Source organism: Fictibacillus enclensis, assembly GCF_030123385.1.
Classification (GTDB): Bacteria; Bacillota; Bacilli; order Bacillales; family Fictibacillaceae; genus Fictibacillus_C; species Fictibacillus_C enclensis.
In genome coordinates this window covers 1,456,192-1,483,140 of sequence record NZ_CP126109.1, presented here as the reverse complement: position 1 = coordinate 1,483,140, position 26,949 = coordinate 1,456,192, and the positions used below count along the sequence as shown (strand labels likewise).

Here is a 26,949-nt window from a genome sequence, read left to right as displayed (position 1 = left end):
CTCCGCCTTTACTTTTCTCCTTTTTTCAAAAACATCATATCCCAAAACACAATGCCGAGTGCTGTTCCAACCGGCACTCCCAGACGGGAAAAGTCAAAGGGATCCGGTCGCTGAAACACCATGTTCAACACACAAAAACCAAGACTAAAAGAAGAAGCAAGCACGAGAAACTTCAGCAGCCTCCTCGCCCATTGGTTAAGTGTCAGGCTTTTCAGATTCAAAAGGATTTTAATCATAAAATATATACAGGAGAGAAACAGAAGCAGCAGGAAGCCGATAACAAAAGCAAAGGAAAACCTGCTATCCAAGCCTTTATTCGCAAATAAAAACGTGCCGATCAACCCAATAAAAAATAGACATAAATAGATGATTCCTGCAATGTTCTTCATGGTTCTCCTGTCCTATTCCCTCATGATAAATGGTATCCATAGCAACTATACGGCTTTGATCCATAACAAGCAATCATTTTTCATTCATCATCTACCCTTATTTTCAAATAAATGTAATCGATTGAAAATAAAATAGCATTGGCGGGCATAGGTCCAATATGGATAGCATAAAAAGCTTAAATGAGAGTTATCAAGAGACACTTCATCGCTGAGGTGTTTTTTTAACGACGGGACGGCCACGATCCCTGCATCTTTCTGATCAGAAGAATCTGTCCGGTATGGTAAGCATCATGCAGCATGATGTCCAGCAGCTTCGCCTCAAGCGAATCTTGATCTAGATCCTCAACCGGCGTTTCACTAAGTACACGCCGTAACCCTTGTTGAGCACGTTCGGCACGCTCCACAACATTCTTCCATTGTTGATCGTCATTGGAAGGTTCGGTAAGCAAGAATGTTTCATCCCCATCCAGGCTGTTTTTCCATTCGCGGCCCTCCATTTTTGCAGCCGTCCTCTCTTTATAATAAATGAGATGATTGACGTTCTCCCAAATGGATTTCGTTGCTTCACCAGGCGGCCTCCACCTCGCTTGCTCAGCCGTTATTCCGTTAATGGCGTCCTTAAACGGGGCATACCAGCTCTCTTTGTCGTACGTGGTATCCAAAACATTTAATAGCAGATCCATACGATTCAAAACTATCTCCTCCTTTGATTACCTTTCCTTCCGCTTTGTGCAAATCTTACTTTCTCGATGTAACAACTGAATACCTGCCTGTTAATGCGAGAAATTCACCCCCATAAACTTCCGCTATTTTACCAATTATTTATAGTGTACATATATGTATGGGGTGGTAAGACACGGACAAAAGGAGGCTCAATGATGGACGACTATGTAAAAGATGCGCTGCAGGAATGGAAAGAAGAGCTGCAGGGCCAAAAGAAAGACATTGATGAAGAATATGAAAAAGTAAAGACGGAACTCCAGCTCTATTCCTATAAATTTGGAATTACCAAGCAAGTTCTTCAATCCACAATTAACGAAGAAATGATTAAAAATATTAAAGCCACCTATCAGGAGCCTTTCGAAGAGAAATACAATGAACTCAAGGCTCAGTTAAAAACGCTTGAAGATAAGCGGAATGTTTACAACATGTTTGTTGAAAAAATTGAACAGGCGAATCCCGCTAAATAAAAAGAGAAAGGCACCTTCCGCAACGGAAAAGTGCCTTTTTGCTTTATCGGCTGGCTTTAATGTACTGCTTCACCACTTCGTATACCTATCCTGACAAGCCGCCGCTGTATCCGGGCTGTATTTTTTGCCGTTCACCTTATTGTTGGATAGAACACAGAGCCAAGGAACGGAACATCATAGGCTTTTGCAATCTGAGCAGCTGACGCCCCTTCCATCTCCTCAACCGAAGTTCCGTAGGTTTTATGGAACCATTTAATTCAGTCAACCTCATTGTTCCATACATCCGCAGAACCACGAACCTTAAAATAATTTATGGTCAAATCATTCGTTTTCTTATAGGGGGTTACCTATCATTATTGGGCAAGGCTTTACTGTCGGCCTTGTAAGTTTTGAATCCTCCATTGGAAACTTCTTCGTTTTTTACTATAATCAACAAAACGATAGTTTGGGAGAGGATAAAGAGATGGGCAGAACAACCGATGTATGGAACGCGTATTTGTACGATACGAAGCATTCTTTTGTATCAAAGTACGGGGGTTCATTAATAGAGTTATTGGCTCCCCAACCCGGAGAGAAAATACTGGATCTTGGGTGCGGCACCGGGGATTTAGCCCAAAAAATTCACGACATGCAGGCGGACGTGACTGGGGTCGATCAATCTCCCAACATGATCAAACAAGCGGAAGCGAAATTCCCTGACATTAACTTCTTGGTAAAAGATGCAACCCGGCTGGATTTCTCGAATGAATTTCATGCTGTTTTTTCAAACGCCACTCTCCATTGGGTTAAACTCCCTGAAAAAGCGTTACAGGGAATCTACCACAGTTTAAAGAAAGGCGGGCGCTTTGTTGCCGAATTTGGCGGCAAAGGCAACGTACAAACCATCACCGATGAGATCATTCGTCAAATCAGGATGAGAGACCTCCCGTTTAAAAACGAACAGTTTCCCTGGTATTATCCAAGCATTGCAGAATACAGCAAATTGATGGAAGCAGTTGGATTCCGTGTCACCTTCGCTCAGCATTATGACCGCCCCACTCCTCTAGAAGGTGATCACGGTCTCAGAAACTGGCTGGAAATGTTTGCTTGCGGCTTTTTTACCGGATTGGATGAGGAAGTGAAAATCAGTATTATATCTGATGCAGAAGCCAGATTAAGAGACGTCTTGTATATCGAAGGGACATGGGTTGCAGACTACAAACGGATCCGGGTGGTCGGAACAAAGGAATAACAAAAATAAAATGTCAGGGCTTGCTCTCCCTGACATTTTTATGAATTTCTTTTTTGATCGCTTCACATATCTTTTCGATATTCGCGAAGGATTTTTTTTTGTGGTCCCTAAGGTACACCATCTCATACTTCTTCTGATCTGCCACATAATGTATGGAAAGGTAAGCTATGGACTTATGGCAAATCGTATACGTAATATTCGACCGAACGAGCTGGCTGTTTTTTAAATCCAGCAACTTGATCTTAACCTCGGTCATATTCAAACGGACCACCTCCAAATATTACAAAGTTTGATTTATAATATTTAAATAGTGAAAATATTCTCTTTTTTACAATAACATATAATAAATGGCAGTAAATGTGTCAATATACCTCTTTTCAGCATAAAAAAAGCATTGGCCGGTACCAATACTCCTGTTATTTTCGAAATTACAGCTTCTTCACCATATAATATTGCTTTTGATCCGGGCCTGGAAATCCATCAATGATTCCTGCCACCTCAAATCCATATTTCTGGTAAAAACCAGGCGCCTGAAAGCTCAGGGTATTCAGCTGGATTTGACGGCAGTTATGTTCGCGTGCCACGTCTTCCGCCCGTTTTAACAGTTCTTCACCGTATCTCTTGCCTCTCAAAGACTCATCTAGCCATAGAAAATCTACATACAACTGGCGCCAAGCAATTTTTCCGGTGATTCCGCCCAAAATGTTTCCCTCATCATCTCTCACCATGAAGCTGACGTTTTTAACAGGATGCTTGAGGTCGTCTGGTACGTTAGCCAAATTAAATTCAATAAGTTTGCTCCGAATATACTCGCTATCTTCCTGATTCCATTGATGTGTAATGTTCAACATAATATCCCCTTCTATTACGCTAGTAACCATCGGATTTACTTTTTTACCGGTGTCGAAAGTTCCTTGATCATGGATGACAACTCTTCTGTACGGCTATTCACCAAATTCTCCAGTTACTGAATACTTTCCCCTTCCTTCTTGCCATTTTTCTGATTCCATACAAATTCATTGTTATTCACTTGAATGCTAATAACACCGGGTTTCGTCATAAAATAGTCTCCTGTGGGAAATAAGTTATACTTTCATTGTACTCAAATAGCCTCTATATTCCAATCTCTCTGAAATTTCTTTTTCAAAAAAACAGGTTGACAGGTTTAGCATAGAGCGGTTATGATATTTACCATTATCCTAAACAACGTACTTTTAAACGCAATGAACGGGAGCAGTAAAAGTGATGAAGTAGAGGCAGAGAGCTGCGGGTTGGTGAAACGCAGACTATGAATCCTTTGAACTCGCCCGGGAGCAGCAGGACAGAAAGAATCTATTCTTATGTTTTGACGACTAACCTTCGTTATCAGGTTTTCAAGCAGGATTCTGTTTTTCGGAATCAACAAGAGTGGTACCGCGGTCAGCCCAAGGCTTATCGTCTCTTTTCTCGGTCAATGAGAAAGAGATGGTAAGCCTTTTTTAATGGTTAGGATTCAGATTGCAGAGGGAGAGGTTAGGAAGATGGAAAAACACACCAAGAGTTTGCAGCGCACCATGACTTCGCGCCATATTATGATGATGGCATTGGGCGGCAGCATCGGAGCAGGATTATTTAAAGGCAGCAGTGCAGCCATTGATACGGCTGGCCCCGCTGTGGTATTGGCTTATTTAATCGGAGGCATTATTCTATTATTCATTATGCAGGGACTGGCTGAAATGGCAGTACAAAACAGCGGAGCCCGTACGTTTCGTGATCTCGTTCAATCGGTGCTGGGCGTATTTCCGGCCTACTTTTTAGATTGGATCTATTGGAAAATGTGGGTACTGAATATTGCGGCTGAAGCGGTCGTAGCAGCAATTTTCCTTCAGTATTGGTTCTCAGAAACACCGATTTGGGTACTCGCTCTCTTGGTTTCGGTGGCCGTTACGGTGGTCAATTTGCTATCCGTTAAGATCTTTGCAGAAACCGAATACTGGCTTGCATTAATCAAAATTAGCGTTATCGTGATCTTTATTCTTGCCGGCATCCTGTTATTATTCGCATCCTTTGGTCACCACGTCGCCCCTTCCTTCTCCAACTTAACCGGACACGGCGGATTCTTTCCAAATGGATCCACAGGTTTGATCACCGCCATGCTCGTCGTCATTTACTCATATGGCGGAACGGAGATCATCGGTGTGACCCTGGCCGAAACGAAAAATCCGGAAAAGGTTGTGCCTAAAGCGGTACGCAGCACGTTGACCCGCATTATTGCCTTTTATATTTTTCCTTTCTTTATCATTGTGGGTTTGATTCCATGGGACAAGGTAAACGGAGTGAACGAAAGTCCGTTTGTCATGGTATTTCAATTGATCGGGATTCCGGGAGCCGACCATGTCATGAACGCTGTCATCCTGCTTGCGATCATTTCTTCAATGAACTCAGGGCTTTATGGTTCCTCCCGTGTTCTTTATACTCAGGCTGTTGACGGGCGGGTGCCTAAGATTTTCGCACAGCTGTCATCGAAAAAGGTTCCTGTGTATTCCATCTTGATGTGTACGGCTTCCCTGTATGCCGGTGTTTTGATTTCAATTTTTGCCGGCAGCCAGACCTTCAACTATTTAATGGGATCCCTTGGTTATACAGTGCTGTTCATCTGGCTGATCATCGCCTTTGCTCACCTCAAGTCTCGAAAAGGCACAGAGAAGCTTTCAGGCTATTATGTAAAATGGTTTCCATATACCACATGGGTGGCGATTATTGCCCTATTGGCGATTCTAGTCGGAATCATTATGACAACGTCACTTATCATTACAGGCGTGACACTCGGGATTTATCTTTTGATTTCCTTGACCTATGTAATAAGAAGAGATACTCTTACTTCCGTACAACGGATAGGGGCTTAACAGCAGTGAAAAAACGTCCTCGGTTGGGGACGTTTTTGCTGTTTATCCTCTATAGATGTTGTAAAGGGAAAAACCTATGATCAGCATAGAATAGGAGATCCCTGTTTTGAGACCGGCCGGTATTTTTGATCTCTCGAATTTTTCTGCAGCAAAAAATGCAACAAACAATACAGGAAGCATTAACCACCACAAGGCCCATTGCTTAGGTGTAACACTTACAATAAGATAAGCTATCCCTACACAAAAGGCTGTGTCTCGGTATTTTTGAAAAAAGTTCTTTGTATCTTTTCTTTCCATTGTTCCTCCTACTGCTTAAAAAGCGTATCCATTTGTTCTTCAATCTTAAAGTCATGATCAACAAGCATGACCGTATCTACACGATACTTGGGCTTCAGATTGGTGTTATTGAAATACCCCAGGGCAAAATCAAAGAAACTGGCCGCTTTCTTTTCATCGCCCTCTTTGGCCTGAATAATGAACAGCTTTTCCTTGTCATTTATCACCGCACCGGTTGCTGCGATATAACTGTACCGACTCGTTTTAAAAATATTGCCTACATCATCAAACATATGTGAATCAAATTCTTTTTTTATTGCATCTTCAGCCTTGGAATTATTCATCTTATCATGCAACTCGTTTTCAGTTACAAACGTTGCATCGGTTTCATATTGCAGCGCCTGTGGATGATTCGAATGATTCCTGCCCACGCCAACATAAATTCCGGCGACAACCACGAGACAGAGTATAAATAGATTAGGTCCTCTTTTCATCTTCGCATCACCATCTATTCATTCATCGTTTTAAAGAATTACTTTCTAATTTCAAAATTGGCATTAAACAGCAGGTTAATGATGTCACTCATGAAAACCCTCCTGTAGTTTTTAGTTTCCCGTTTCACATAACTCTCAACGTAAGTGAATAGCTGACCTGCCTTAGATAAGATTTATTTCAAGTCCTGAGATAACCGAATCATATCTCTGCATTGTATACCGTTCTCAAAAATTTCTTCTGGATAGTGCTTTACAAAAAAATCCCGGTCGACACCAACCATTCTAAAACCGCATTTTTGGTATAGCGCCAATTGCCCGATACTTGAATTTCCTGTGCCGATCTCAAGGGTTTTATAGCCTTTCTCTTTCGCTGTCATTATTGCGTGAATGACTAATTGTTTTCCTAGACCTCTTCCCTGCTGTTGTTCTGTGATTGCAACATTTATTAACTCTAATGTCTCTGGTCTTGTTGGAAGCAATACATACACTCCAAGCAGTTGTTCCTCACTTTCAGCAACATAACATTCCCCTCTTTGGACATACCCCTCTACGATTTCCTTTGAAGGATCCGCCAATAACAACAATTCCAAAGGAACCTTTTCATCCCTATTTAGCTTTCTGATATTCACCATCAAACTCTCCCTATTGTTTTAACCACTTATGTACTTTTTTGTTCATTTGAATTTGTAAATCATTGATTTCACCGGCTTGTTGATCTTCCTTTTGTACATATCTCTTTGGAAACATCTTTTGTAGAGAGGATTTATAGTAACCACCATCTCTAGGTTCCTTATAATCAACGACTTTATAACCGGACCGTTCTTTTTTGATTTTAATTAAAACCGGCAATGAATGACCACTTTGTTCCTGATCACCGGTTTCTTTATTAAACCCGCCAAGGCAGGAGTGAAAATAAACCGTTAGAATACCGTCTTCTTCACTGGTTCCGTATATTCTATGTACTTCAAACTGCTTTTCAGAAGGTGCAAATATATTTTTGTATTTTTGAATAATGTACTGAGATATGAGTTGATCGGCTTCTTTTGTTACCTTCTCTTTACCATCAACTAGATGGTTTGGATCACTTGTACACCCAGTTATTACGAAAGTAAGGAGCCAAATAAAAACGAAGGATTTGACTTTCAAAAGGACACCCCTCTAATATATTTAGTTTTTAAGATGAGGGGCTTCTCAACCCGATAGCTTGTCGCTACTTTAATTTTACACCAATTACTTCAAGATAAAGAAAAAATTCAATCTATATCCTTTGTATAAAAAAACACGTTCGCAATTGAACGTGCTTTCTAAAGGTATTTGTTGTGGAATCATCTTTATTAAACACTCAGCTAAGCGAAAATTTCCTTTGCTGGATCGTTAGCCAAGGACGATTTTCCTCCCAATGTACATTTACCGGCATTTTATAGGCTTCTGATAAGGATTCACTTGTTAACACTTCTTGCTTCTGCCCCGATGCAACGATTTGCCCATCACGAAGTAATAAGACATGCGTAATCACATCGGCAATTTCCTCAATATGATGAGTCACATAAAGTAAATGGCTATTTTTTTGGACGATGTCATCCATTAAACCTAGCACTTCTTCACGAGAAAACACATCTAATCCTGTACACGGTTCATCGAGTATGAGAATTTGAGGATCACACATTAAAGCACGGGCAATGAGGACTCTTCGTTTTTCTCCTTGTGATAATTTGTTGAAGGTCTTCCCATTTAAATAATCTAAACGCAGTGCAGTAAGTAAAGAACCTGCTTTTTCCCAGTCTTCATCCGTAACTTCTTCATATATACCAAAGGAAGCAAATTTACCACTCACCACAACTTCTTCCACAGTTTCCTGTTCTAACAGTTGTGAAAATTTCTCTAACGAACTGCTCACATACCCTATTTTCTTTCGCAGATTAGGCAGGTTGGTCTTTCCAAATTCATTTCCCAGGACGGTAACCTTCCCTGTAGTAGAAAAATGATAGCCTGTCACAATATTTAATAATGAAGTTTTACCAGAACCGTTTAACCCCAGAATGGCCCAATGCTCATTTGTTTTTACTTCCCAATTAATCTCACTCAGTATATTTTGGCCATCTCTTCTCCATGATACATCCTCAAAGCTAATAACTCTCTCCACGCCATATCACCTCCAAATGTAATGTGTTTTGCATCAAAGAACATGACTATCTCTTGGACCGTATAAACCTGTTAATCTTCTCTTTTACATATTTCAGAGTTAACATAAACCGAAAATAATGTAGTTTTCAACCTTAAGATTAAATTAGTGTTGATTATTTTTAAAAAAGGAAATCACAAATTCATAAGAATAAGCTTTGTTCAATACTCAGCACCTTAATAGGTTATTTCACCCTCATTATTCTCAGCCAAAAATCTGAGGAATACAAAAACGAACCTGGGCAATATAAGGTTCGTCTTTTCCTCCAATCGTAAATGACTGTTTGAACATTGAATATTAAAGGATTCCGTTATAAGCGTTTTCAATTATTTCTTTTATATCTTTGCTGCTGGTCAATCTTGGATTTATTAAAACATTTCCACTTCTCATTGAGTCTTCAACCAGTTTTGGCAACACATCTAACGATACATCAAGGTCTTTTATATTTGAAGGGATATTTAATGTGTTATTTAATTTTATAATAGCCTGAATTGCTAGTTCTGCTGCTTCTTTAACAGGAATCCCATCAGTCTTTTCACCTAATGCCTTTGCGATGTCTACCATTTTGTCAGGGCATGCTGGTAAATTGAATCTCATAACAAATGGTAACAGTGTAGCATTAGCAATTCCATGTGGTACATTAAATACTCCGCTAAAAGTATGTGAAATCGCATGAACATTCCCTAAACGAGACTGAGAAAAAGCAGCTCCCGCAAGCATTGAAGCTACCAGCATATTTTCTCTACTTTGAATATCTGTACCTATAAAATAAGCTTTCTCAATGTTTTCTCTAATCATTCCAATTGCATAGAGGGCTAAAGCCTTACTGGCAGGATTTGAAGTTTTAGAAGTGTATGATTCAATCGCATGCGTCAACGCATCCATTCCGGTTGCAGCTGTTACCTCCATCGGTAAACCAACTGTAAGTTCAGCGTCTAGAATTGCATAGTTTGGATAAAGAAACGGGCTGATTACGGCTGCTTTAAATTGAGTCTTAGTATTAGTAATAATGGTTGAGGAAGTGACTTCACTTCCAGTTCCTGAAGTGGTCGGCACCGCTATAAGGGGAAGTCCCTCATTTGGTATCTTTCCAACTCCCTCATAATCAATAATTTCTCCTGGATTATTTGCCATTACAGCAATTCCTTTTGCTGCATCTATACTGCTTCCGCCGCCCACTGCTAACACACTATCCGGATCAAAAACCTTTAATTTTTTAACACCATCCATAATATTTTCACAACTAGGATTAGCTACAACTTCATCATAGATTTCAAATGAAATAGAGGATTCATGCAGTGAACTTTCTATCGCTTGAAGAATACCGGCATTTTTCACACCCCTATCCGTTACAAGAAATACCTTTTTATATCCCAACAATTGAAAAAATTCACCGATCCGTTTAGCCAATCCCCTCTCCGTTCGAACCATCGTTGGTACATGAAAATTAAAGTTCATAATAACCTCTCTTTTTTAATAGTGGTCAATCTATAGAACATTATCAGTCTTGCTAAAAGTTAAAGCACTTCTGAAATTTGTTCAGTAAACAAACTAAGTTTTTTATTTATTATAATCTTAACTAATAGCCCCATCAAGACTATGTATAGAGTAATTCAGAGAATTATTAGAATATTGGAGTGGTTATCCGATTATATAGTAGTCCGAGAGGCTAAACCGCCCTCTAGACCATTTAGCCTCGCTGTTAAATGAATCACAAAAATCCCTGGCATTAACCGCCAAGGATTTTTCAAATAGTTAAGATACATGTAATTCTTTTGAATTTCTAGCGGTACGAAAAACGCGTTTATATAACTTCCATACTAAATAGCCTAAAAGGGTGCCAACTGCATTTAATATTACATCATCAATATCAGCGGAACGTCCTGATGGGAAGATGTATTGAACTGCTTCAATGCATTACTGGAACAGCCTAAACAAAACCTAATTCGCTTTGTTTTTTGTTTTACAAGCGTTCTTCCTTCATAAGGTCTCTTAGTAAGGATTGATCTTAAATTCACTTTTTATAGTATGATATAGGCAAGAGCCCATGCAGCTGGAATAACAGATTCGTTTGAACCAAGATTTTTAATTCTAATGATTAGCTAGGGGGAAAACATTGGTTAAATTAGAAGAAATGAAATCAGATGAGTTTCAAAGATATCTTAGTTATGCGATTAAAAACTATGCAGATGAACATGTAAAAGCTAACAATTGGGATGAGCGAGAAGCAGTCAGTAAAGCAACTCAAGAATTCGAAAGACTGTTACCCGATGGGGAAAAGACCGTTAATCAAAAGCTATTCATTATTCGAGATGAAGAACAAGAAGTGGGTATGATTTGGCTTGCTCAAGTGTCAACGGAAAAAGGATTTATTTATGATATAAACATCTATGAAGGTAATCAAGGTCGTGGTTATGGCAAAAAAGCAATGAAAGAAATAGAACAGGTGGCAAAGAACTTAGGATTAACAAATATAGGACTTCACGTCTTTGGCCACAACAAGTCCGCACGAGGATTATATGAAAAATTAGGTTATATAGAAACGGATATTGTAATGGCAAAAGATTTAGTATAGGAATAAAAAATAGCCCTTCTCACAACGGAAGGGCTATTTTTATCGATTGAGGATCTGAGCAGATCCCACTCAGTTCACAGAATTCCTCAGCAGCGCATCTCTTTCGTGTCGTTCAATCGCCAAGGCGATCAATTTGTCGATAAGTTGACTGTAAGGAATCCCGCTTATTTCCCATAGCTTAGGATACATGCTTATTTTCGTGAAGCCGGGGATCGTATTTACTTCATTAATGATGATGTCCTGTTCATTGACGAAAAAATCCACCCTTGCAAAGCCCTCGCAGTTTAACGCCTGAAAGGCTTGAATGGCAGTCTCCTGGATCTTTGCTGTTAACGGTTCACTCAGCTTTGCTGGAATTTCCAATACCGCTCCGTTTTCATCGATATATTTAGCCTCATACGAATAGAACTCTCCGTTGGAAACAATTTCTCCGGGTAGAGAAGCCAAAGGCTCTTCATTCCCGAGCACTGAGCACTCGATTTCTCTTCCACTGATTCCTTCTTCAATTAATATCTTATGGTCGAAATGAAACGCCTCTTCCACTGCGCGTGTAAATTCCTCTTGTGACTGCACCTTACTTACCCCCACTGAAGAACCTTGGTTGGAAGGCTTTATAAATAACGGCAATCCTAGATCTTTTACTACTTCATCAAAGCTTATTTTGTTCTTTGTTGCTCGTGTATACGTATGTGACTTAGCGACCTTTAACCCGGCATCTTTTAGCAGCCGTTTCGCTATGTCCTTATCCATACAAACTGCAGAGCCAAGAATATTGGAGCCGACAAAAGGGATGTTCGCCATCCGGAGCATTCCCTGAATGCTTCCATCCTCCCCTAATGTCCCGTGAAGGATGAGAAATACAACATCAAGCTGGCTCAAGCTTTTTGTTGTATTTAAACTCATCAACTGATTCTCGCTTTCTCCAGGAACTACCGCAATGCCATGATTGGTTTTATTTAGTTCAATTAACTTTGCATCGTCTGCGTTGAGCAGGAATTGAGAAGCATTATTTAAATGCCATCTTCCTTCCTTATCAATGCCGATTAACGTGACTTCATATTTATCCTGATCGATTGCTTCGAGCACATTTTTCGCCGACTGTAAGGAGACCTCATGCTCAGCAGACTTTCCTCCAAAGATCAATCCAACCTTTTTCTTCTCCATACAAACACCACCTGTCAGGAATCTTATATCATCGTCATTTTATTTTGTTCGTTTTAAAAAATTCGTTTCCAGCTTCTATTATATAACCGCTAACCCCGTCCTGAAAATAAGAAGGATTCGTAAACAGTCGAATAGAATACTTTAAAGAATCATGTGATCGGCAAAAAAGGAATAAAGGAGATGGTGGCTATGAAGATCCAGAGAATAGACCATGTGGGTGTTGTCGTAAATGATCTGGAAGCGGCCAAAGCGTTTTTTCTCGATTTCGGACTTGAGATGCTGGGGGAAGCTGAAGTGGAAGGCGAATGGGCCGAACGGATTATTGGACTTACTGACGTTAGAGAGACGGTTGTTATGTTTGGGATGCCAGACGGCGAGACAAAGCTGGAGCTGGTAAAATTTCATACGCCCTCAGCTGAAAAAGGGATTCAGCCGTCTTTGAACACGTTGGGTATTACTCATATAGCATTTGCCGTTGAAGACATTGAAGGTATTGTTGCCAAAATGAAAAAGAAAGGCACGGAAACTGTTGGTGAGATTCAGCAATATAAAGACAGCTATAAGTTATGTTTCGTACGTGGACCAGAAGGAATTATTTTAGAGCTGGCAGAGAAACTCAAGTAAATAGCCTTTAAATTAATTTCGATTAAGGCCTTTTTGACAGCAGCCACTTTTCAAAGGAAAAGTGGCTGTAATGTGCTTTTTTCATTTATTTAATATGCAAGCTGGATATGAGGCCGTTAATTTTCTAAAAATGCTAAAACCGTTTCTTTAAATTTTTCGGGCTCCTCTAAATCAGGGAAATGTGCACTATGATGAAATAACACAAGTTCACTATTGCTTAGTTCTTTGTGAATGAGTTTTGAAATCGGAATTCCTGTATTACGATCAAATACACCTGTCATAATCAAGGTTTGTTGTGATATGTCTCTCAGCCGATCTATTAAAGAGATGGAAAGTGGGAACTTTTGTAATGCTTTAAACATAAGACCTGTATTCACCAGGCTACTTTCCTCCCACATGTCCCTATTTCTTCTTGCAATCTCTTGATTTTCGAACATTAACAAATCTACGACTTTACGATCTGCCCTATCCCAATACGCGTTATAGACGTCGTCGATCGATTTACCCTCATTTAGGATCTCTTGCAGCTGTCCATACATTTTTGAATCAACCACTGAACAAAAGCCTGTAATTTGAACCAACTTGTTAACTTCCGAATGAATTAAACTTGGTCCGGATAGGACAATTCGATTTATTATGTTTGGCAACGCATGGGCAATCTCCAGAGCGAGCTCTCCCCCAAAGGAATACCCAAGCAAGTCTACTTTTTTTACCCCTAGCCAATGCAATAATGATTTAAAATCCTCAATTAGCAACGGTACAGAATACTCGGTATCATCAAAAGGCATTTCAGATCTGCCGCATCCGCGCTGCTCATAATAGATGACGGTTCTGCTAGTGGAAAGCAACGGACCGATCGTCCTTTCAAATACATAATGATTACCGCCTGGACCACCATGTATAATCACTAATGGGATGGAGTTATTCTGCCTCCCTGCTACCCGTACCCAATGGGTAATTCCATTTAATTGTGTATGATACACTCCATTACTAAATTCACTATTTAGCTCCTCTTTTATCCAATTCGTTATGAACCACCCGCTTGTTAAGTTGCCTATGTAATTGATTTTTGATTACGCTGTAAATACGATTCTAGTCTAGATTTTACCAATGCCCACTCACTTTCTATTACGCTGAAAAATACCGAATGACGAATCGTCCCGTCTTTCCGTATCATTTGATTCCTTAAAATCCCTTCCTTTACCCCACCTATTCGTTCGATGGCTTTTTGCGAGCGAAGATTTTGGTCATCGGTTTTAAATTGAACACGTATGACGTTTAGCGTTTCAAAACAGTATTTTAATAATAAATACTTACATTCTGTGTTAACTGGTGTTCTCCATACCGAGGGAGTTAACCAAGTCCAACCAATCTCTAGCCCTTTATGTATTGCAGAGATTCCAAGAAACCGTGTGGAACCAACATTCTATCATTCTTGCGAAGTGTAATAACAAACGGAAATTCGGTTCCACGTTCTTTATTTGCTAAGGCTTCTTCCACAAAGGACTCCATTTCCTCTAATGTTTGAATCTCCCTGGGTAAATGGGTCCAAATCTGTTTATGGCCACTGGCCTCATATAAGCCATGTATATGGCTTTTTTCCATAGGTATAATCCGAACATGCTCCCCTGCCAGTTCATCCAATGTAATATTCAATTTTGAGCCCCCCTTTTTTGATGGATTTTCATAACTTTATTGTTTCTCACTTAATACGGATAACACATCCGTAAGATCGAATAACTTTCTCCCAATGTCATGCAATTCTCTTGATATAGTAAATGAGTTTATTGCGATAATAAGTAATAAAATGATAAGAGCAGTTTTATAAAAATAATCAAATTTCGAGTTCATTGAAGTTTCCCCCATTTATCCAAGTTCTTCAGATCCATACGGTGGTTCATCCGCGACTCTCCCCATCAGAATCGTATTATAATAGTTTCCGTCGGATAAGCGTTTATCGTATTTCAAGACCCCTTCAGTTTCAAACCCTAACTTTCTATAAAGCGCTATGGCTTTATCGTTCGTTTCCAAAACGGTGAGCGATATTTTTTTAATGTCCTGTGCATCAGCCCAGTTGATCGTTTCCTGCAGGCACATCTTACCGATCCCGTATCCCCAAAACTCTTTCAACACACAAACACCGAACTCAACTTTATGCGAAAGCCGCCGTAAAGGGCTCCCTTCACATCTGGCGAATCCAGCAATTCTTCCATCCACATCTGCCACCAAAAACAAATGATTGAGGGCTTCAGTATCCTTCTTTATGATCGAAAGGAAACCCGCCTCATCAATGTACCCTTCCCCTTGTTCCCGGTCCATGTTCTCGGTTTCGCCATCGATTTGTACACGCGCCTCTGATAGGCTTTTTGCATCGTGTTCCTCGGCGGATCGGATGATGTACTTTATATCACGTACTGAACATTCCTTTGGATCGATCTTCATATTTTATCTATTCCGATCAACTCAGTCCCATACGAGTTATCAATCGCACACAGCCATTCACCCTCTGTATTTTTTCGGAACACATAGGTCGCTTTTCGCTCCATGGAATAGGTAGTTTCTTCTTTATTCGAGGCGAGAAGTGTTTGGGAAAGAACGAGCGCGGTGTCTCCCGCTTCCAAGATCATCATCTCTCCCTGTTTGGGTTCAATGCTGTTTTTAAAATAAGCGGCGATGGCGATGAATGCTTTTTTGATTTCAGCCTTCCCGTTTGCCACCATTCCCGGTTTAACTACTAGAACCGCATCCTCCGTATAGTAGTTCATGAGGAAATCGAAATCCTCCTGTTTGATGGCGAGATCACACTTCCTGATGATTTCTTTTAATTCATGCTCCATTTTCTTTCCTCCTGACTCTCCATAGTTCCATCCATTATAATCCTTAGAAGGAAAGAAAATCTATATAAAAAAAGAGACGCCGCTTTTGCGATACGCCTCAACACTTGCTTACTATTTTATTTTATAAACCGGGATTTCCAGATTGATGCTGTAATTGTTCAACAGACTGTACAGGTTATAAATCTGTCTTACCTGTTTGGATGCCCAGCCAATATCTGTGGCGTATTGATGGGATGGATAACCCAGTGCTTCTGCTGCCGATGGATTCCAGCGCATCTTATAAATGGTATCCTGCTTTTTGTTGATGTAGCCCATGGCTATAAAGCGCGCTCCGCCGACAATCGCATCTTCCGGGGTAAACCAGCCGGCATTGTATGCGTAGGCTGCACCATTTTGCACTGCGTTGCCATCATTGGCCCCGATTCCGTACATGTTGTACACGGTTCTTCCATTATATTGGACTCCTGTGGCCAGCTCTGACCGGCCATTACCTGTTTCAAGCAATGCATGTGAAATCAAGTAGATGTCATTCACGCCGTATAGATTGCCTGCCTTGATAAAAGAAGAAGCCTTGCCCTCCAAAATTCCTTTACCGGAAAGAATGCGCTGGTTGACTTCTGCCGCGTTCAAGTTGGCGGTTTGAGACAGTTTCACAAATTGATAGGATTTTACAGGATCGTCCTTAAAGTTGTTCGGATCCAGATAATACTTTACATCCTCAGGACTGGCATTCACCCAAGTATCCTTGATTTCCACCTGATACCAAATATGGCCGTCCGAACCTTTCACCTGGGAAAGGACCTTCAGCTGTTCTCCCCTTCTCACTGTTGTGATTTTCCAGTAGTTCGTGCCAGCTCCACCGCGAATGTTCCAATCTCCAAGGACCGTGCCATAAATCGAGCTTTTCATTCGAATAGCGTCTTCACGGATATAGCTTTTGTATTTTTGGTCGGTTTGTGGAGAAGCACCCATCTGAAGTTTGACCATCTCGTCGAGAGTGAGATTATACTTTTGCCCCGTTTCAAAAACCGCTATGCCATCAGGGGAACCTAGCTTTTGCTTCAGGTAAGAGGTACTGACGTAACCCGTCTTGCCATTGGCAGAGATTTTGGACCAGCTGCCAGATTGGGAAAGGAGCGTAACCGCTGTATCCCTTGCCAGCTTTGTAACGACTGCAAACGTTGTCCCTGGACCTGATCTCACGTTGAGACTTGAAGAAGCATCTACATCGACAAACCGAACGACCGTTTCAGGTTCAGAAGGCTTTGGAGCTGGTGACGGTTTGGCAGTGCCTGGCTTAGTCGTGGTGAGGTATTTTGTGCTCACATAACCCGTGCTGCTGCCCGCTTTTACCTTGGCCCATCCGTTGGATTCGGAATAAACAGTGACTTCTTCCCCGTCTTTTAGCGTTTTGATGACGGATGATTTTGTCGTCGCGTCTTTACGTAAATTCAGGGCACCACTTACCTTTACATACTTTGTGGTTGTTTTCGGTTCAGGTGTTTGAGTTGGGGCAGGTTTTGGCTTTGACGTACTGCCAGGCTTGGTTGCAGTGAGGTATTTTGTGATCACATAGCCGGTGCTGCCGGAAACTTTTACTTTTGCCCATCCGTTGGACTCCGAATAAACGGTCACTTTTTCTCCATCATTGAGTGTTTTGATGACAGAAGATTTGGTAGTCGCACCTTTTCTTAAATTCAATGCACCGCTTACCTTTACATACTTTGTGGTTGTTTTCGGTTCAGGTGCTGGAGTTGGGGCAGGTTTTGGCTTTGACGAACTACCAGGCTTTGTTGCAGTGAGGTATTTTGTGATCACATAGCCGGTGCTGCCGGAAACTTTTACTTTTGCCCATCCGTTGGACTCCGAATAAACGGTCACTTTTTCTCCATCATTAAGTGTTTTGATTACAGAAGATTTGGTAGTCGCACCTTTTCTTAAATTCAATGCACCGCTTACCTTTACATACTTTGTGGTTGTTTTCGGTTCAGGTGCTGGAGTTGGGGCAGGTTTTGGCTTTGACGAACTGCCAGGCTTTGTTGCAGTGAGATATTTTGTACTCACATATCCGGTGCTGCCGGAAGCTTTTACCTTTGCCCACCCTTTGGACTCGGAATAAACAGTGACTGTTACTCCGTTTTTCAGCGTTTTGATGACTGCCGAATTGGTCGTGGCTGCTTTTCGTAAGTTTAAAGCTCCGCTGACTTTCACATATTTGGTTGTTGTTTTAGATGAGGAAACTGCTGCAGGTTTGCTTGTTGAACCCCTCGAAACCGTGTTCGATGGTTTGGAAGATGATAGATACTTTGAGCTTACATAGCCATTCTTGCCGTTTGCGTTAACCTTGGCCCAACCACCTGTTTCGGAATATACCGTCACCTGTGTCCCTTTTGCCAATTTAGCTATGACAGACGCACCTGTGGATGCGCTCTTACGTAAATTCAAAGAACCCTTGCTTACCTTTACGTACTTGGTGGTGGTACTGACTTTCGTGGCGGTGGTGGCCGAGGTGATCAAATACTTGGAGCTGACATAGCCATATCTGCTCCCTACCTTTAGCTTGGACCATCCTTTTGATTCTGAATAAACGGTTACCTTTACTCCTTTAACAAGCTTTCCAATGATGGGAGAGCTGGTGTTGGCACTTTTGCGAACGTTCAGGCTTGAACCTGACTGGACATTCACGACCTTCTTCTTAAGTTCTTGGGCCGATGCGGGATCCGCCTCGATTGCCTGATATAAGGCTGTGGTAGAAAGCACGGCGAAACAAAAACCTGGGATGACTAATTTCTTCATTTCATTCTCCTCTGCCTATGTAGTCTTGAATCAAAAAATCTGATTCTCCCCTTCATATCGGTAACTTTTGGCAGAGTTTAATGAAAAAACTAGAAAAATAGTGAATAATTTACCATAAAAATTATCTTTTTGTATGGTAAACTAGTGAAAATTTATTCTGGAGGGTCATCCAATGGAAGTTGTATCCATACTCTCGTTTTTAGCTGCAGCCATCGTTCTGACCATTATGCCTGGACCTGATAATCTGTTTGTTTTAGCACAAAGCATAGCTAAGGGCAAAAAGGCAGGCATCAGCACGGCACTGGGGCTTTGCACCGGTCTCATCGTACATATTAGTGCCGTTACGGCTGGTTTATCCGCCGTCATCTACCAATCAGCGGTTGTTTTCTCGATCATCAAATATGCGGGGGCTGCGTATCTCTTGTTCCTGGCCTATAAGTCGTTTCGGGAAAAAGACAGTCCGTTTAACCTCACCGGTGCAGATACACTGAATTACTCAGCACTGTACAAACGAGGCATCATTATGAACCTGTTAAACCCTAAAGTTTCTTTGTTCTTCCTTGCCTTCCTGCCGCAGTTTGTCAATTATCACAGCGGACATGTGTCACTGCAAATGCTCACTTACGGGATTCTTTTTCTGCTTCAGGCTCTGCTGCTTTTTACGCTTATTAGCATCTTTGCTGAAAAAACCGGAAGCTTTATACGTAAAAATCCGAGGGTATCAAGCAAGATTAACCTCATTCAAGGAAGTTTATTTACAGTGATTGGTCTTAAAATTGCGTTTAGCCAGAGATAAGAAATGAGGCTGTCCAATAAGTCCCTAAAATGAAAGCAGGACGGAAAAACGATAAGTTTTTCCGTCCTGCTTTTTTTGGTTGTTCTTTTTTCCTGAAAGTAGTCAGGCGAATGCCTGCTACTTTCAGGAGGTTGTGGGCCAATGCCACGATTCCAAACTCTACATGTACCTTGTCCAGTCCCCGCAACGACCACCTGCGGAACGACCGATTGCCCTTGATGTGGCCAAAGACGCTTTCCACTTCGACTTTACGTCGGGCATAGATCGCGGCTTTTTCCTCACATTCAAGGGCTGCTTTTGCTTTGGCCTTCATTTCTTCATAGATCGTGTTCCAATGCACCTGGCGGTTCCCTTTCGCTTTGGTGCACTTGGTTTTAAACGGGCAATCCGTACAATCTTCGCATTCATAAATCTTGAAACTTTGTTCCAGACCGGATCGGTTCTTTTTCTTCAGATATTTCTTAAACGGTACCCTTCTGCCATTGGGACAGATAAACCAATCATCGAGTTCCTCATATACCCAGTTCTTTGCGTTTTTGATCTCGTTTTTATAGCTTCGGGTTTGTTCCTTCAAATAGCTTCCATAGGGAATCAGAAAATCAAATCGCGGTTCTGTTTCTTCTCCGACCGCAAACAAATAGTTCTCTTCGCTGCCATAACCGGCATCCGCAATCACGGTTTTCGGCATCGGTAAAGAAGACGCGGCCAGTTTCTCTAAATGAGGAATGAAACACCGCGTATCTGTCGGGCGTTGATGAAGGGAATAAAACAAAACAAATTGGTTCTCGGTCGCCATCTGTACATTGTAGCCGGGTTTCAACTGGCCGTTCTTCATGTGGTCTTCTTTCATGCGCATAAAGGTGGCGTCGGTATCGGTTTTGGAGTAACTGTTCCGGTCTCCAAACCGTTCGTTCTGTTCCTTATATTTGGCTAAACGAGGCAAGAAATCGTGACGAATAAGCTTCAAGGGTTTTTTGTAGATACTGCGCTTCTTACGCATCTCTTTGCGTTTTTCGGTATTCGTTTCCTTCTCGATCGCATCCGTCAGGGACGTGACTTCTTCATCGAGAATCGTTGCGGCTTCTTCTAATGGAAGGGAGAGCTCATCGCTGGTTTCATCCCCTTCTGGCAACGCTTCTAATTCAGTGAGGCGGTTGATGTGGTGCAGCGTTTCTTGAATTTTCTCTTTCAACTTCGCTTCATGTTTCACGGTGGATTTTTTCCACACGAAAGAATACTTATTGGCATCGGCTTCGATCTTTGTACCATCCAAAAAGTAGTGATCCATCGTAATATACTCGTCCTGGATGAGTTGCCTGATCATGGTTTCAAACAGTTCATCCATCAAGGCTTTCATCCGTTGGCCGCGAAAGTCGTTCAACGTTCGGAAATCGGGCTTCTGCATGGCTGCGAGCCACATGGCCGGAAGATTTTCCTGAAGCAGCTTTTCAATTCCGCGACACGAATAGACCTTCTGTGAATACCCATAGAGGAGGACTTTCACCATCATTTTTGGGTGATATGAGCTCCGTCCACCGCCGGAGTAATAAGAAAATAGCCGGTCATCAGGAATGCCCTCCACCATCTCATCAATTACACGTGCCACATGGTGGGCTGGAATCCATTCCTGCAGATCAAAGATCATTTGAACTTGTTGGTTATCGTACGGTTTGAAGGTGGGAGCTAATTTTCGTTTAGTAGAAGAACTTTCTTGGATTCCCCCTAGAGGAAGGCTCGTTTGCGTGGTATAATTTTCAGTAGTAATCGTAAGATTGCGCATAAAAAATCGTCCTTTCTTTTCGTGAAGATGTTGGTGTGGTAACTTTCATTTTACTAAAGAGGACGATTTTTTTGTGTACTTTTTATAGTATTTAAAAAAAAGGCTGCCAGAAAGTCAGTTTACACTGACTTTCTGGACAGCCCCATTTTTTCAAACCAAAACGGGTTTGTTTCTATTAATCTCGTTAATTTTGGATAAATCCACTTTCGGCTTTCGGTCTTCTGTCAGCAGCCCGTTCACTTCCTGCTGGACATCCGTGATCTGGGTGTAACAGAATCCGCATATATAATCCAGGCTCATGATGGCTTCAGTTATAGATGCATAGCGGTCGAGGAACTCCTTCTCGCTCTTCACCTGGTCCCCATAACCCCAGCCTTCTTCAGAAGTGAATGCAATACCGCCATATTCACTGATGATGATCGGCTGTCCTTTATATTCGTACCCCTCGGCCATGGCATGCTTGGATTTATTAAAGGCGATCTCATTGCCCACCACTTTTTCCTTATCCCGATACCGGTTAAGGAACTCGTCTCCGTACTCCACATAGTCATGAAGCGTGATGATGTCAGATACCGTATGCTCCCATCCATCATTCACGATAACCGGCCGCATGCTGTCGATCGCTTTCGTAAGGTGGTAGATACCTTCAGTAAACTTTTGCTGTTTCTCATTGGTAAAAATGTTCTTAACACCCCACGATTCATTGAACGGAGTCCACGTAATGATGCTCGGATGATTGTACTGCTGCCGTACAACTTCAAGCCATTCTTCTGTAAATTGTTGAACTGCATCGTCAGAGAACGCGTAGGTTGCCGCCATTTCTGACCAAACGAGCAACCCTTTTTTGTCCGCCCAGTAAAGAAAGCGCTGGTCTTCCACTTTCATGTGTTTCCTTACACCATTGAACCCCATCTCAAGCGTTTTTTCGATATCCAGGATGATCGCTTCCTCTGACGGCGGAGTTAAATGGGATTCTTCCCAGTACCCCTGATCCAGAAGCAGCTTTTGATAGATCGGGACATTATTCAATAGAATGTTCCCATTTTGAATGGATATCTTTCGCATGCCGAAATAGGACTGCACCCTGTCGAGCTCCCGATCTCCGTCAAAGAGAGTGAATTCCACATCATACAGGTGCGGATGCTCTGGGCTCCACTGCATCACTTTCCATTCATGGATTTCACTGGCGAGGCTCACTTTCATACTGGCGTGCTTTCGGTCAACCTGCAAACTGAAATCTTTAACAGACTTCCCATCAAACGTAATCGCTGTTTTCAAGATTAGATGTTGCTGCTGGCCGGCATGAACCAGCTTATACTCGAATTCCACTGATTCGTTATCCACATCCGGTGTGGTTTTCACGGATTGAATATGGGTTTCATGCAAAAATTCAAGCCAGACCGTTTGCCAGATCCCTGTGGTCTGTACATACCAGCAGCCGAAATTTTTATCGATCCACCTCTGCTTCCCTCTCGGCTGATGTTCACTCAGGCTGTCCTCTATTTTCACCACCAGATTATTTTCTTTTTCTTCATTAATATAGTTCGTGATGTCAAAAGAAAAGGCTGTATACCCCCCTTTATGCTCGCCGGCAAAAATACCGTTCACCCACACCTTTGTCACATAGTCCGCGCTCTGAAAATGAAGGAGGACGCGCTGGCCGGCAAATTCCTTGGGTACGTCAACCGATTTTTGGTACCAGACATAAGGGCAAAATGTTTCCTCATGGATGCCGCTTGCCTTCGTTTCATATGTAAAAGGCACGATGATTTTCTGGTTAAGATCGGTTTTCTTGTACCATGCTTCTTTTTCACCCGCATTCTGATGGTCGAATTGAAAGTTCCATTCTCCATTCAGATTCAGCCAATCATTTCGTTGAAATTGAGGACGAGGATATTCCTTTCGTACAGTTGCTTCCATTGATAACAGCTCCTTGATTGATTAGTAGGTTTTGGAGGAAATGTTCAGCCTCGAAATGGTTTTGTTTTTGGCGAGTGCCAATATTCCCGCGGAGAGAAAAAGAACGGCGCCGATAAAATCCATCAAAAAGTAGGACGCGACACCCAGCACGAGAAACCAGATCGAGCGTTTAACCTCCACTTTGTCATCCTTCAGGGACCGGACAAGATACAGATTGACGATGCCCAGGATCACGAAAAGCATGCCAAAAGTGACAGTAAAGCTATATAAACTTCCGAATAAGGATTGCATGGCTTTCATTTGCGCAAAGCTTGTGTCATGAATGTTGCTGCCTTTTGATTTGATATACGATCCATAAGCAAAAATGGTAAGCAGACCCGATAGAATCTGCCAACTGGACCCAATGACGACGAGCTTCCGTTCCAGTTTTCGGTTCAAAACGGATTCCTCCTATCCTTTTACGCCAGATGTTAGTGACATGGACTGCAGGAAATAGCGCTGTGTAAAGAGATACAGAATAAAGGTCGGCACGATGGCGATGAGTGCGGCTGACATGGCATGCCCGATATCGGTGACATACATTCCCTGCAGAAGCTGCAAGCCCGGTGTGATCGGCATCCGGTCAATATCGTTGAACACGATGGACGGCCACAAAAAGTCGTTCCAGGAACTTGTAAAGGTGAACAGCGCCACAACCGTCAGAACCGGTTTGATGAGTGGCAGGGTCACCTTTGTGTAGATCTGAAAATCATTCGCGCCGTCGATCCGGGCGGATTCATCCAGCTCCAAGGGGATGCCGATCATGAATTGACGAACGAGAAAAACGTTAAAGACGGCTGCTGCTCCCGGCACAATAGCCGCCCAATACGTGTTCACCCATCCGAGGGTATCAATGATTTTATAGAGCGGGATCAGGTTCACGACTGCCGGAAACATCATGGATGCCAGCAGCAAGGAAAACAGCCAGTCCCTTCCTTTAAATCGCAGCCGGGTATATCCATAGGCAGCCATGGAAACCACCACCAGAACGAGGACCGTCTGTGTCACCGATATGATCATCGAATTCATGAACCACTTGGCGACGGGCGTACTTGAATTATCAAAAAGAAGGTCCTGATAGTTGGTAATCACCCAGTGAACGGGAAGCATACTGAAGCCATACGTTTGGATATCGATCTCGTCTTTAAAGGATGAAAAAAAGGCCCAGGCCAAAGGAAAGATCCAGATTAATGTCATACACAGCAAAAATATGAAGGAAATAAGGGTGGAGATGTTTAATTTTTTCAAGCTGTTCCGCCTCCTACTTCTTTTCTCTCAATAAGAAGAATTGAATAATCGAGACCACCATGATACAGAGCCCGAGAATGACAGCCATCGCCGAACCGATTCCGGCAATGGATTGGCCGGAGCCAAACGCATTCTGCTGGATGTACATGAGGAGTACCGTTGTTGAGCTGGAAGGTCCGCCCTTGGTCAGCATGAGCGCCTGTCCGTAAATGTTAAACTGCGCAATCGTGGTGATAACCACGGTGAACAGGAGCTGATTCTTAATGCTTGGTAAGGTGATGTGAAAAAACTTTTGGATCCTGCCTGCTCCATCGAGGGAAGCTGCTTCATAATAATCTTTGGACACCCCGTTTAAAGCCGCCTGATAGATGATCATGTTTCCTCCGATTCCCCACCAGACGGTTACGACCACGAGCGCGATCCACGCATACGGCTGTGTGCCCAGCCAGTTGGGGGCAGAGGAAAAATAATGATTGATCGGACCAAACGATACATTAAACATCATGGACCAAATGATCATCACTGCCGAGATTGAGAACAAGACAGGCAGGTAAAAAATCGCCTGGAACAACTTGCTTCCTTTCGGCTTCACATGAAGCGCCGCTGCCAGCAGCAAAGGAATGATGATACACGCCGGGACCGTAAAGATCACAAACTTGAACGTGTTCCCTAGCCCCGTATGCAGTTGGGTGTAAAAGGTGGATTCCTTGTTAAAAAGGATCTCCTTATAGTTATCCAGTCCGACAAACTCCGGGGTGTTGATCAAGTCCCAATTCGTAAACGATATATACACGCCAAAAAAGATCGGAATCAGAAAGAATAATGCAAACAGCAACAGGTGCGGCCCAACGAAAACCATTGGCATCACGTTGAATCCCTTTCGGCGCGGCTTCAGGCTGACTGGTGACAGTACGTCGACTCTCTTGTTTTCTGTGAGTTTTACATCCATATTTTCTCTCCTGTTCTCGTTTAGTAGGGGGCAAAAGAGGTACTCCCTCTATCGCCCCCTCACAGAGATCCGGCTGGTTACTTGTCCTGGGCAATCTTGTCTTCTACTGTTTTTTGAGCACTCTTCAATGCTTTATGAATATCGAGCTTTCCGAAGACCGTATCATTGCCGATCTTGTCCAGCTGTTCAGAGACATAGCCATTGTATTTGTAGTCAAAGATCTTGAGCGACTTCTGCTCTGTCGCATCCTTCACCAGGAACGACTGCGGCATTTTTTGATAATCCGGGTTATCAAGTGTTGCCAGTGCTGCAGGGTTTTGTCCCGCTTCCGCCCATGGAAGCGAATTGTCCTTCACCCAGTCAATGAACTTCATAACGCCTTCTGTTTTCTTTTTGTCACGTTCCGGATTCTTCAGAAGTACAAACTGGTGGGAAGAGCTCCAGTTCACCATCTTGTTTTTGTCATCACTCAGCTGCGGAAAGTTGGTCATTCCCCAATTGAGATTCTTGGCAGATTTCACGTCATTTTGCATCCAGATGCCTTCCGGATAAAAAATGGCTTTTCCAGACTTGAAGGTCTGCCCGGCATCCTGGCCGTCTTTATTGGTAATGCCTGATTTGACCATGTCATTGTATAGCTTGAGTGTGTCGGCTGCTTTGTCTGTGTCCAAAGTCGGCTGTGTGCCATCGCTCGTGATACTGCCGCCCATTTGGCTGTACACCGAAAGGAAGGTTGGCTTCATCCAGGTGACCGGCATGGCAATAATTTTGTCCTTTTTCGCTTTCGCACCCGCTGCCTTGATCTCATCGTAGGTTACGATGTTGTCATCCAGAGCGTTCGGGGCATATTTTTTCACCAGATCTTTGTTGTAGTACATGACAAAGCTATGTACATCCAACGGAACACTGTATCGTTTATGATCCAGGCTGCCGATATCCCAGCCTGCTTTAATATAATTTTCCGCTTTAATGTCCGGATATTTGGAAAGATAATCATCCATCGGGACGAGCATGTCCTTGTCCACGAATTGCTTGATCCGCTCCGCATGAACAATGTTCAAATCAGGAATGTTTCTTTTGGAGTTAACCACCGTTGGGATTTTGGCATACATATCGCCTTCTGCCAGTGAGATGTTTTTCACTTTATACTTGGGATTGGTTTTGTTATAGGCATCGACCATTGCCTTCATGTTTTTTCCGTCAGGCCCTGTGAACGGATTCCAGAAAACAATCTCGTTCTTCCCTCCGGCTGAGCCTGATGAAGACTTGGAACTGCACGCTCCTAAGGAAAGCAGTAATACAAGTAAAACGAAACCGCTGACGATCACTCTTACTTTCTTATTCATATTGATCTCCCCTTATCTTTTTAATTAAAGCGCTTACATTACTGGCATACTAAAAAAACAGCATCTCATTTACTCTGTAACCTCGTCCTCCTTTTCCTAATATTCCGATAATTTATGGTGTAAGTCTTGGCTGCAGATCCTGTTTGTTATTTTGCATTTAATTGATACAAATATCTTGTTTGAAACATAATATCTGTATTAATTGTTAAGATAAACCTTTCTTTTTGA

28 protein-coding genes, 2 pseudogenes and 1 other annotated feature are annotated in these 26,949 nt (G+C 42.3%); of the genes and pseudogenes, 6 read left to right on the top strand and 24 right to left on the bottom strand.

Annotation, left to right across the window (positions count from 1 at the left end; translation table 11 throughout):
* Positions 1-8 precede the first annotated feature (8 nt).
* Complete coding sequence (locus QNH15_RS07945; protein WP_283893887.1) at positions 9-389, bottom strand: hypothetical protein; 381 nt, start codon at positions 387-389, stop codon at positions 9-11.
* 221 nt (positions 390-610) lie between these two features.
* A complete protein-coding gene (locus tag QNH15_RS07940; protein WP_283893885.1) occupies positions 611-1,081 on the bottom strand; it encodes a DinB family protein in 471 nt (156 codons plus the stop codon).
* Between the two features lie 183 nt (positions 1,082-1,264).
* On the opposite strand from QNH15_RS07940, the gene QNH15_RS07935 reads away from it, so the two are divergent.
* The gene (locus QNH15_RS07935; RefSeq protein WP_347343373.1) at positions 1,265-1,579 is read left to right on the top strand and encodes a hypothetical protein; all 315 of its coding nucleotides are present in this window, start codon (positions 1,265-1,267) and stop codon (positions 1,577-1,579) included.
* Between the two features lie 43 nt (positions 1,580-1,622).
* Here QNH15_RS07935 and QNH15_RS07930 read toward each other — a convergent pair.
* A pseudogene (locus tag QNH15_RS07930) lies at positions 1,623-1,872 on the bottom strand (phosphorylase family protein); the annotation flags it as partial.
* A 170-nt stretch (positions 1,873-2,042) separates the two neighbouring features.
* Here QNH15_RS07930 and QNH15_RS07925 point away from each other — a divergent pair.
* On the top strand, positions 2,043-2,810 hold the full coding sequence (locus QNH15_RS07925) for a class I SAM-dependent methyltransferase (RefSeq protein WP_283893883.1): 768 nt from the start codon (positions 2,043-2,045) through the stop codon (positions 2,808-2,810).
* 13 nt (positions 2,811-2,823) lie between these two features.
* On the opposite strand, the gene QNH15_RS07920 is transcribed toward QNH15_RS07925, so the two are convergent.
* Complete coding sequence (locus tag QNH15_RS07920) at positions 2,824-3,072, bottom strand: hypothetical protein (RefSeq protein WP_283893881.1); 249 nt, start codon at positions 3,070-3,072, stop codon at positions 2,824-2,826.
* A gap of 166 nt (positions 3,073-3,238) precedes the next feature.
* Positions 3,239-3,661 (bottom strand): GNAT family N-acetyltransferase, encoded by a 423-nt coding sequence (locus QNH15_RS07915; RefSeq protein WP_283893879.1) that lies wholly within the window; start codon positions 3,659-3,661, stop codon positions 3,239-3,241.
* A 363-nt stretch (positions 3,662-4,024) separates the two neighbouring features.
* Positions 4,025-4,255, top strand: a binding site (T-box leader).
* Between the two features lie 75 nt (positions 4,256-4,330).
* Here QNH15_RS07915 and QNH15_RS07910 point away from each other — a divergent pair.
* Complete coding sequence (locus QNH15_RS07910; protein ID WP_283893877.1) at positions 4,331-5,695, top strand: amino acid permease; 1,365 nt, start codon at positions 4,331-4,333, stop codon at positions 5,693-5,695.
* 42 nt (positions 5,696-5,737) lie between these two features.
* Here the strand turns inward: QNH15_RS07910 and QNH15_RS07905 are convergent, their stop codons facing one another.
* The 7 genes from QNH15_RS07905 to QNH15_RS07875 all read right to left on the bottom strand — a co-directional run bounded on the left by QNH15_RS07905 (position 5,738) and on the right by QNH15_RS07875 (position 10,561).
* Positions 5,738-5,992 (bottom strand): hypothetical protein, encoded by a 255-nt coding sequence (locus QNH15_RS07905; protein WP_283893876.1) that lies wholly within the window; start codon positions 5,990-5,992, stop codon positions 5,738-5,740.
* 8 nt (positions 5,993-6,000) lie between these two features.
* Positions 6,001-6,465, bottom strand: coding sequence for a hypothetical protein (locus QNH15_RS07900; protein WP_283893874.1), 465 nt, complete (start codon positions 6,463-6,465; stop codon positions 6,001-6,003).
* 173 nt (positions 6,466-6,638) lie between these two features.
* A complete protein-coding gene (locus QNH15_RS07895) occupies positions 6,639-7,094 on the bottom strand; it encodes a GNAT family N-acetyltransferase (RefSeq protein ID WP_283895483.1) in 456 nt (151 codons plus the stop codon).
* A 13-nt stretch (positions 7,095-7,107) separates the two neighbouring features.
* Positions 7,108-7,611 carry a hypothetical protein gene (locus QNH15_RS07890; RefSeq protein WP_283893873.1) on the bottom strand — a complete coding sequence of 168 codons (504 nt, stop codon included), beginning with the start codon at positions 7,609-7,611 and terminating at the stop codon, positions 7,108-7,110.
* 196 nt (positions 7,612-7,807) lie between these two features.
* Positions 7,808-8,608: an ABC transporter ATP-binding protein gene (locus QNH15_RS07885; protein ID WP_283893871.1), complete on the bottom strand. Its 801-nt coding sequence runs from the start codon at positions 8,606-8,608 to the stop codon at positions 7,808-7,810.
* 336 nt (positions 8,609-8,944) lie between these two features.
* The gene (locus tag QNH15_RS07880; RefSeq protein WP_283895481.1) at positions 8,945-10,078 is read right to left on the bottom strand and encodes an iron-containing alcohol dehydrogenase; all 1,134 of its coding nucleotides are present in this window, start codon (positions 10,076-10,078) and stop codon (positions 8,945-8,947) included.
* Positions 10,079-10,402: 324 nt separating this feature from the next.
* Complete coding sequence (locus QNH15_RS07875) at positions 10,403-10,561, bottom strand: VanZ family protein (protein WP_430667158.1); 159 nt, start codon at positions 10,559-10,561, stop codon at positions 10,403-10,405.
* A 202-nt stretch (positions 10,562-10,763) separates the two neighbouring features.
* Here QNH15_RS07875 and QNH15_RS07870 point away from each other — a divergent pair, with 202 nt between their 5' ends.
* Positions 10,764-11,222, top strand: coding sequence for a GNAT family N-acetyltransferase (locus QNH15_RS07870; protein WP_283893869.1), 459 nt, complete (start codon positions 10,764-10,766; stop codon positions 11,220-11,222).
* A gap of 69 nt (positions 11,223-11,291) precedes the next feature.
* Here the strand turns inward: QNH15_RS07870 and ddlA are convergent, their stop codons facing one another.
* Positions 11,292-12,386, bottom strand: a complete 1,095-nt coding sequence (ddlA, locus tag QNH15_RS07865) for a D-alanine--D-alanine ligase (RefSeq protein WP_283893867.1) — start codon at positions 12,384-12,386, stop codon at positions 11,292-11,294.
* Between the two features lie 189 nt (positions 12,387-12,575).
* Here ddlA and QNH15_RS07860 point away from each other — a divergent pair, with 189 nt between their 5' ends.
* Positions 12,576-13,010 (top strand): VOC family protein, encoded by a 435-nt coding sequence (locus QNH15_RS07860; protein WP_283893865.1) that lies wholly within the window; start codon positions 12,576-12,578, stop codon positions 13,008-13,010.
* A gap of 116 nt (positions 13,011-13,126) precedes the next feature.
* Here the strand turns inward: QNH15_RS07860 and QNH15_RS07855 are convergent, their stop codons facing one another.
* The 5 genes and pseudogenes from QNH15_RS07855 to QNH15_RS07835 form a co-directional block, all read right to left on the bottom strand.
* Positions 13,127-13,918, bottom strand: a complete 792-nt coding sequence (locus QNH15_RS07855) for an alpha/beta fold hydrolase (RefSeq protein ID WP_283895475.1) — start codon at positions 13,916-13,918, stop codon at positions 13,127-13,129.
* 146 nt (positions 13,919-14,064) lie between these two features.
* Positions 14,065-14,666 (bottom strand): annotated as a pseudogene (locus tag QNH15_RS07850) (GNAT family N-acetyltransferase).
* 210 nt (positions 14,667-14,876) lie between these two features.
* Complete coding sequence (locus QNH15_RS07845; protein WP_283893863.1) at positions 14,877-15,452, bottom strand: GNAT family N-acetyltransferase; 576 nt, start codon at positions 15,450-15,452, stop codon at positions 14,877-14,879.
* Positions 15,449-15,847, bottom strand: a complete 399-nt coding sequence (locus QNH15_RS07840; RefSeq protein ID WP_283893861.1) for a YybH family protein — start codon at positions 15,845-15,847, stop codon at positions 15,449-15,451. The genes QNH15_RS07845 and QNH15_RS07840 overlap by 4 nt, the downstream gene beginning before the upstream one ends.
* 111 nt (positions 15,848-15,958) lie before the next feature.
* Positions 15,959-18,643 carry an SH3 domain-containing protein gene (locus tag QNH15_RS07835; RefSeq protein WP_283893859.1) on the bottom strand — a complete coding sequence of 895 codons (2,685 nt, stop codon included), beginning with the start codon at positions 18,641-18,643 and terminating at the stop codon, positions 15,959-15,961.
* Between the two features lie 172 nt (positions 18,644-18,815).
* On the opposite strand from QNH15_RS07835, the gene QNH15_RS07830 reads away from it, so the two are divergent.
* Positions 18,816-19,439 carry a LysE family translocator gene (locus QNH15_RS07830; RefSeq protein WP_283893857.1) on the top strand — a complete coding sequence of 208 codons (624 nt, stop codon included), beginning with the start codon at positions 18,816-18,818 and terminating at the stop codon, positions 19,437-19,439.
* Here QNH15_RS07830 and QNH15_RS07825 read toward each other — a convergent pair.
* From QNH15_RS07825 to QNH15_RS07800, 6 genes are all read right to left on the bottom strand, one after another.
* Positions 19,426-21,219 (bottom strand): IS1182 family transposase, encoded by a 1,794-nt coding sequence (locus QNH15_RS07825; RefSeq protein WP_283893855.1) that lies wholly within the window; start codon positions 21,217-21,219, stop codon positions 19,426-19,428. The genes QNH15_RS07830 and QNH15_RS07825 overlap by 14 nt on opposite strands.
* A 150-nt stretch (positions 21,220-21,369) precedes the next feature.
* The gene (locus QNH15_RS07820; RefSeq protein ID WP_283893853.1) at positions 21,370-23,139 is read right to left on the bottom strand and encodes a glycoside hydrolase family 2 protein; all 1,770 of its coding nucleotides are present in this window, start codon (positions 23,137-23,139) and stop codon (positions 21,370-21,372) included.
* A 21-nt stretch (positions 23,140-23,160) separates the two neighbouring features.
* The gene (locus tag QNH15_RS07815) at positions 23,161-23,577 is read right to left on the bottom strand and encodes a hypothetical protein (protein WP_283893851.1); all 417 of its coding nucleotides are present in this window, start codon (positions 23,575-23,577) and stop codon (positions 23,161-23,163) included.
* Positions 23,578-23,589: 12 nt separating this feature from the next.
* The gene (locus tag QNH15_RS07810; protein ID WP_283893849.1) at positions 23,590-24,426 is read right to left on the bottom strand and encodes a carbohydrate ABC transporter permease; all 837 of its coding nucleotides are present in this window, start codon (positions 24,424-24,426) and stop codon (positions 23,590-23,592) included.
* Between the two features lie 13 nt (positions 24,427-24,439).
* Positions 24,440-25,285, bottom strand: coding sequence for a carbohydrate ABC transporter permease (locus QNH15_RS07805; RefSeq protein WP_283895473.1), 846 nt, complete (start codon positions 25,283-25,285; stop codon positions 24,440-24,442).
* A 167-nt stretch (positions 25,286-25,452) separates the two neighbouring features.
* Positions 25,453-26,721, bottom strand: coding sequence for an extracellular solute-binding protein (locus QNH15_RS07800; protein ID WP_283893847.1), 1,269 nt, complete (start codon positions 26,719-26,721; stop codon positions 25,453-25,455).
* Between the last annotated feature and the right edge of the window lie 228 nt (positions 26,722-26,949).

Bases quoted from the DNA above. Each gene is read 5' to 3' on its own strand.
- QNH15_RS07860 (WP_283893865.1), top strand. From the start codon at position 12,576: ATGAAGATCCAGAGAATAGACCATGTGGGTGTTGTCGTAAATGATCTG.
- QNH15_RS07820 (WP_283893853.1), bottom strand. From the start codon at position 23,139: ATGGAAGCAACTGTACGAAAGGAATATCCTCGTCCTCAATTTCAACGA.
- QNH15_RS07845 (WP_283893863.1), bottom strand. From the start codon at position 15,452: ATGAAGATCGATCCAAAGGAATGTTCAGTACGTGATATAAAGTACATC.
- QNH15_RS07835 (WP_283893859.1), bottom strand. From the start codon at position 18,643: ATGAAGAAATTAGTCATCCCAGGTTTTTGTTTCGCCGTGCTTTCTACC.
- QNH15_RS07800 (WP_283893847.1), bottom strand. From the start codon at position 26,721: ATGAATAAGAAAGTAAGAGTGATCGTCAGCGGTTTCGTTTTACTTGTA.
- ddlA (WP_283893867.1), bottom strand. From the start codon at position 12,386: ATGGAGAAGAAAAAGGTTGGATTGATCTTTGGAGGAAAGTCTGCTGAG.
- QNH15_RS07880 (WP_283895481.1), bottom strand. From the start codon at position 10,078: ATGGTTCGAACGGAGAGGGGATTGGCTAAACGGATCGGTGAATTTTTT.
- QNH15_RS07945 (WP_283893887.1), bottom strand. From the start codon at position 389: ATGAAGAACATTGCAGGAATCATCTATTTATGTCTATTTTTTATTGGG.
- QNH15_RS07905 (WP_283893876.1), bottom strand. From the start codon at position 5,992: ATGGAAAGAAAAGATACAAAGAACTTTTTTCAAAAATACCGAGACACA.
- QNH15_RS07910 (WP_283893877.1), top strand. From the start codon at position 4,331: ATGGAAAAACACACCAAGAGTTTGCAGCGCACCATGACTTCGCGCCAT.
- QNH15_RS07830 (WP_283893857.1), top strand. From the start codon at position 18,816: ATGGAAGTTGTATCCATACTCTCGTTTTTAGCTGCAGCCATCGTTCTG.
- QNH15_RS07935 (WP_347343373.1), top strand. From the start codon at position 1,265: ATGATGGACGACTATGTAAAAGATGCGCTGCAGGAATGGAAAGAAGAG.
- QNH15_RS07825 (WP_283893855.1), bottom strand. From the start codon at position 21,219: ATGCGCAATCTTACGATTACTACTGAAAATTATACCACGCAAACGAGC.
- QNH15_RS07900 (WP_283893874.1), bottom strand. From the start codon at position 6,465: ATGAAAAGAGGACCTAATCTATTTATACTCTGTCTCGTGGTTGTCGCC.
- QNH15_RS07925 (WP_283893883.1), top strand. From the start codon at position 2,043: ATGGGCAGAACAACCGATGTATGGAACGCGTATTTGTACGATACGAAG.
- QNH15_RS07805 (WP_283895473.1), bottom strand. From the start codon at position 25,285: ATGGTTTTCGTTGGGCCGCACCTGTTGCTGTTTGCATTATTCTTTCTG.
- QNH15_RS07840 (WP_283893861.1), bottom strand. From the start codon at position 15,847: ATGGAGCATGAATTAAAAGAAATCATCAGGAAGTGTGATCTCGCCATC.
- QNH15_RS07915 (WP_283893879.1), bottom strand. From the start codon at position 3,661: ATGTTGAACATTACACATCAATGGAATCAGGAAGATAGCGAGTATATT.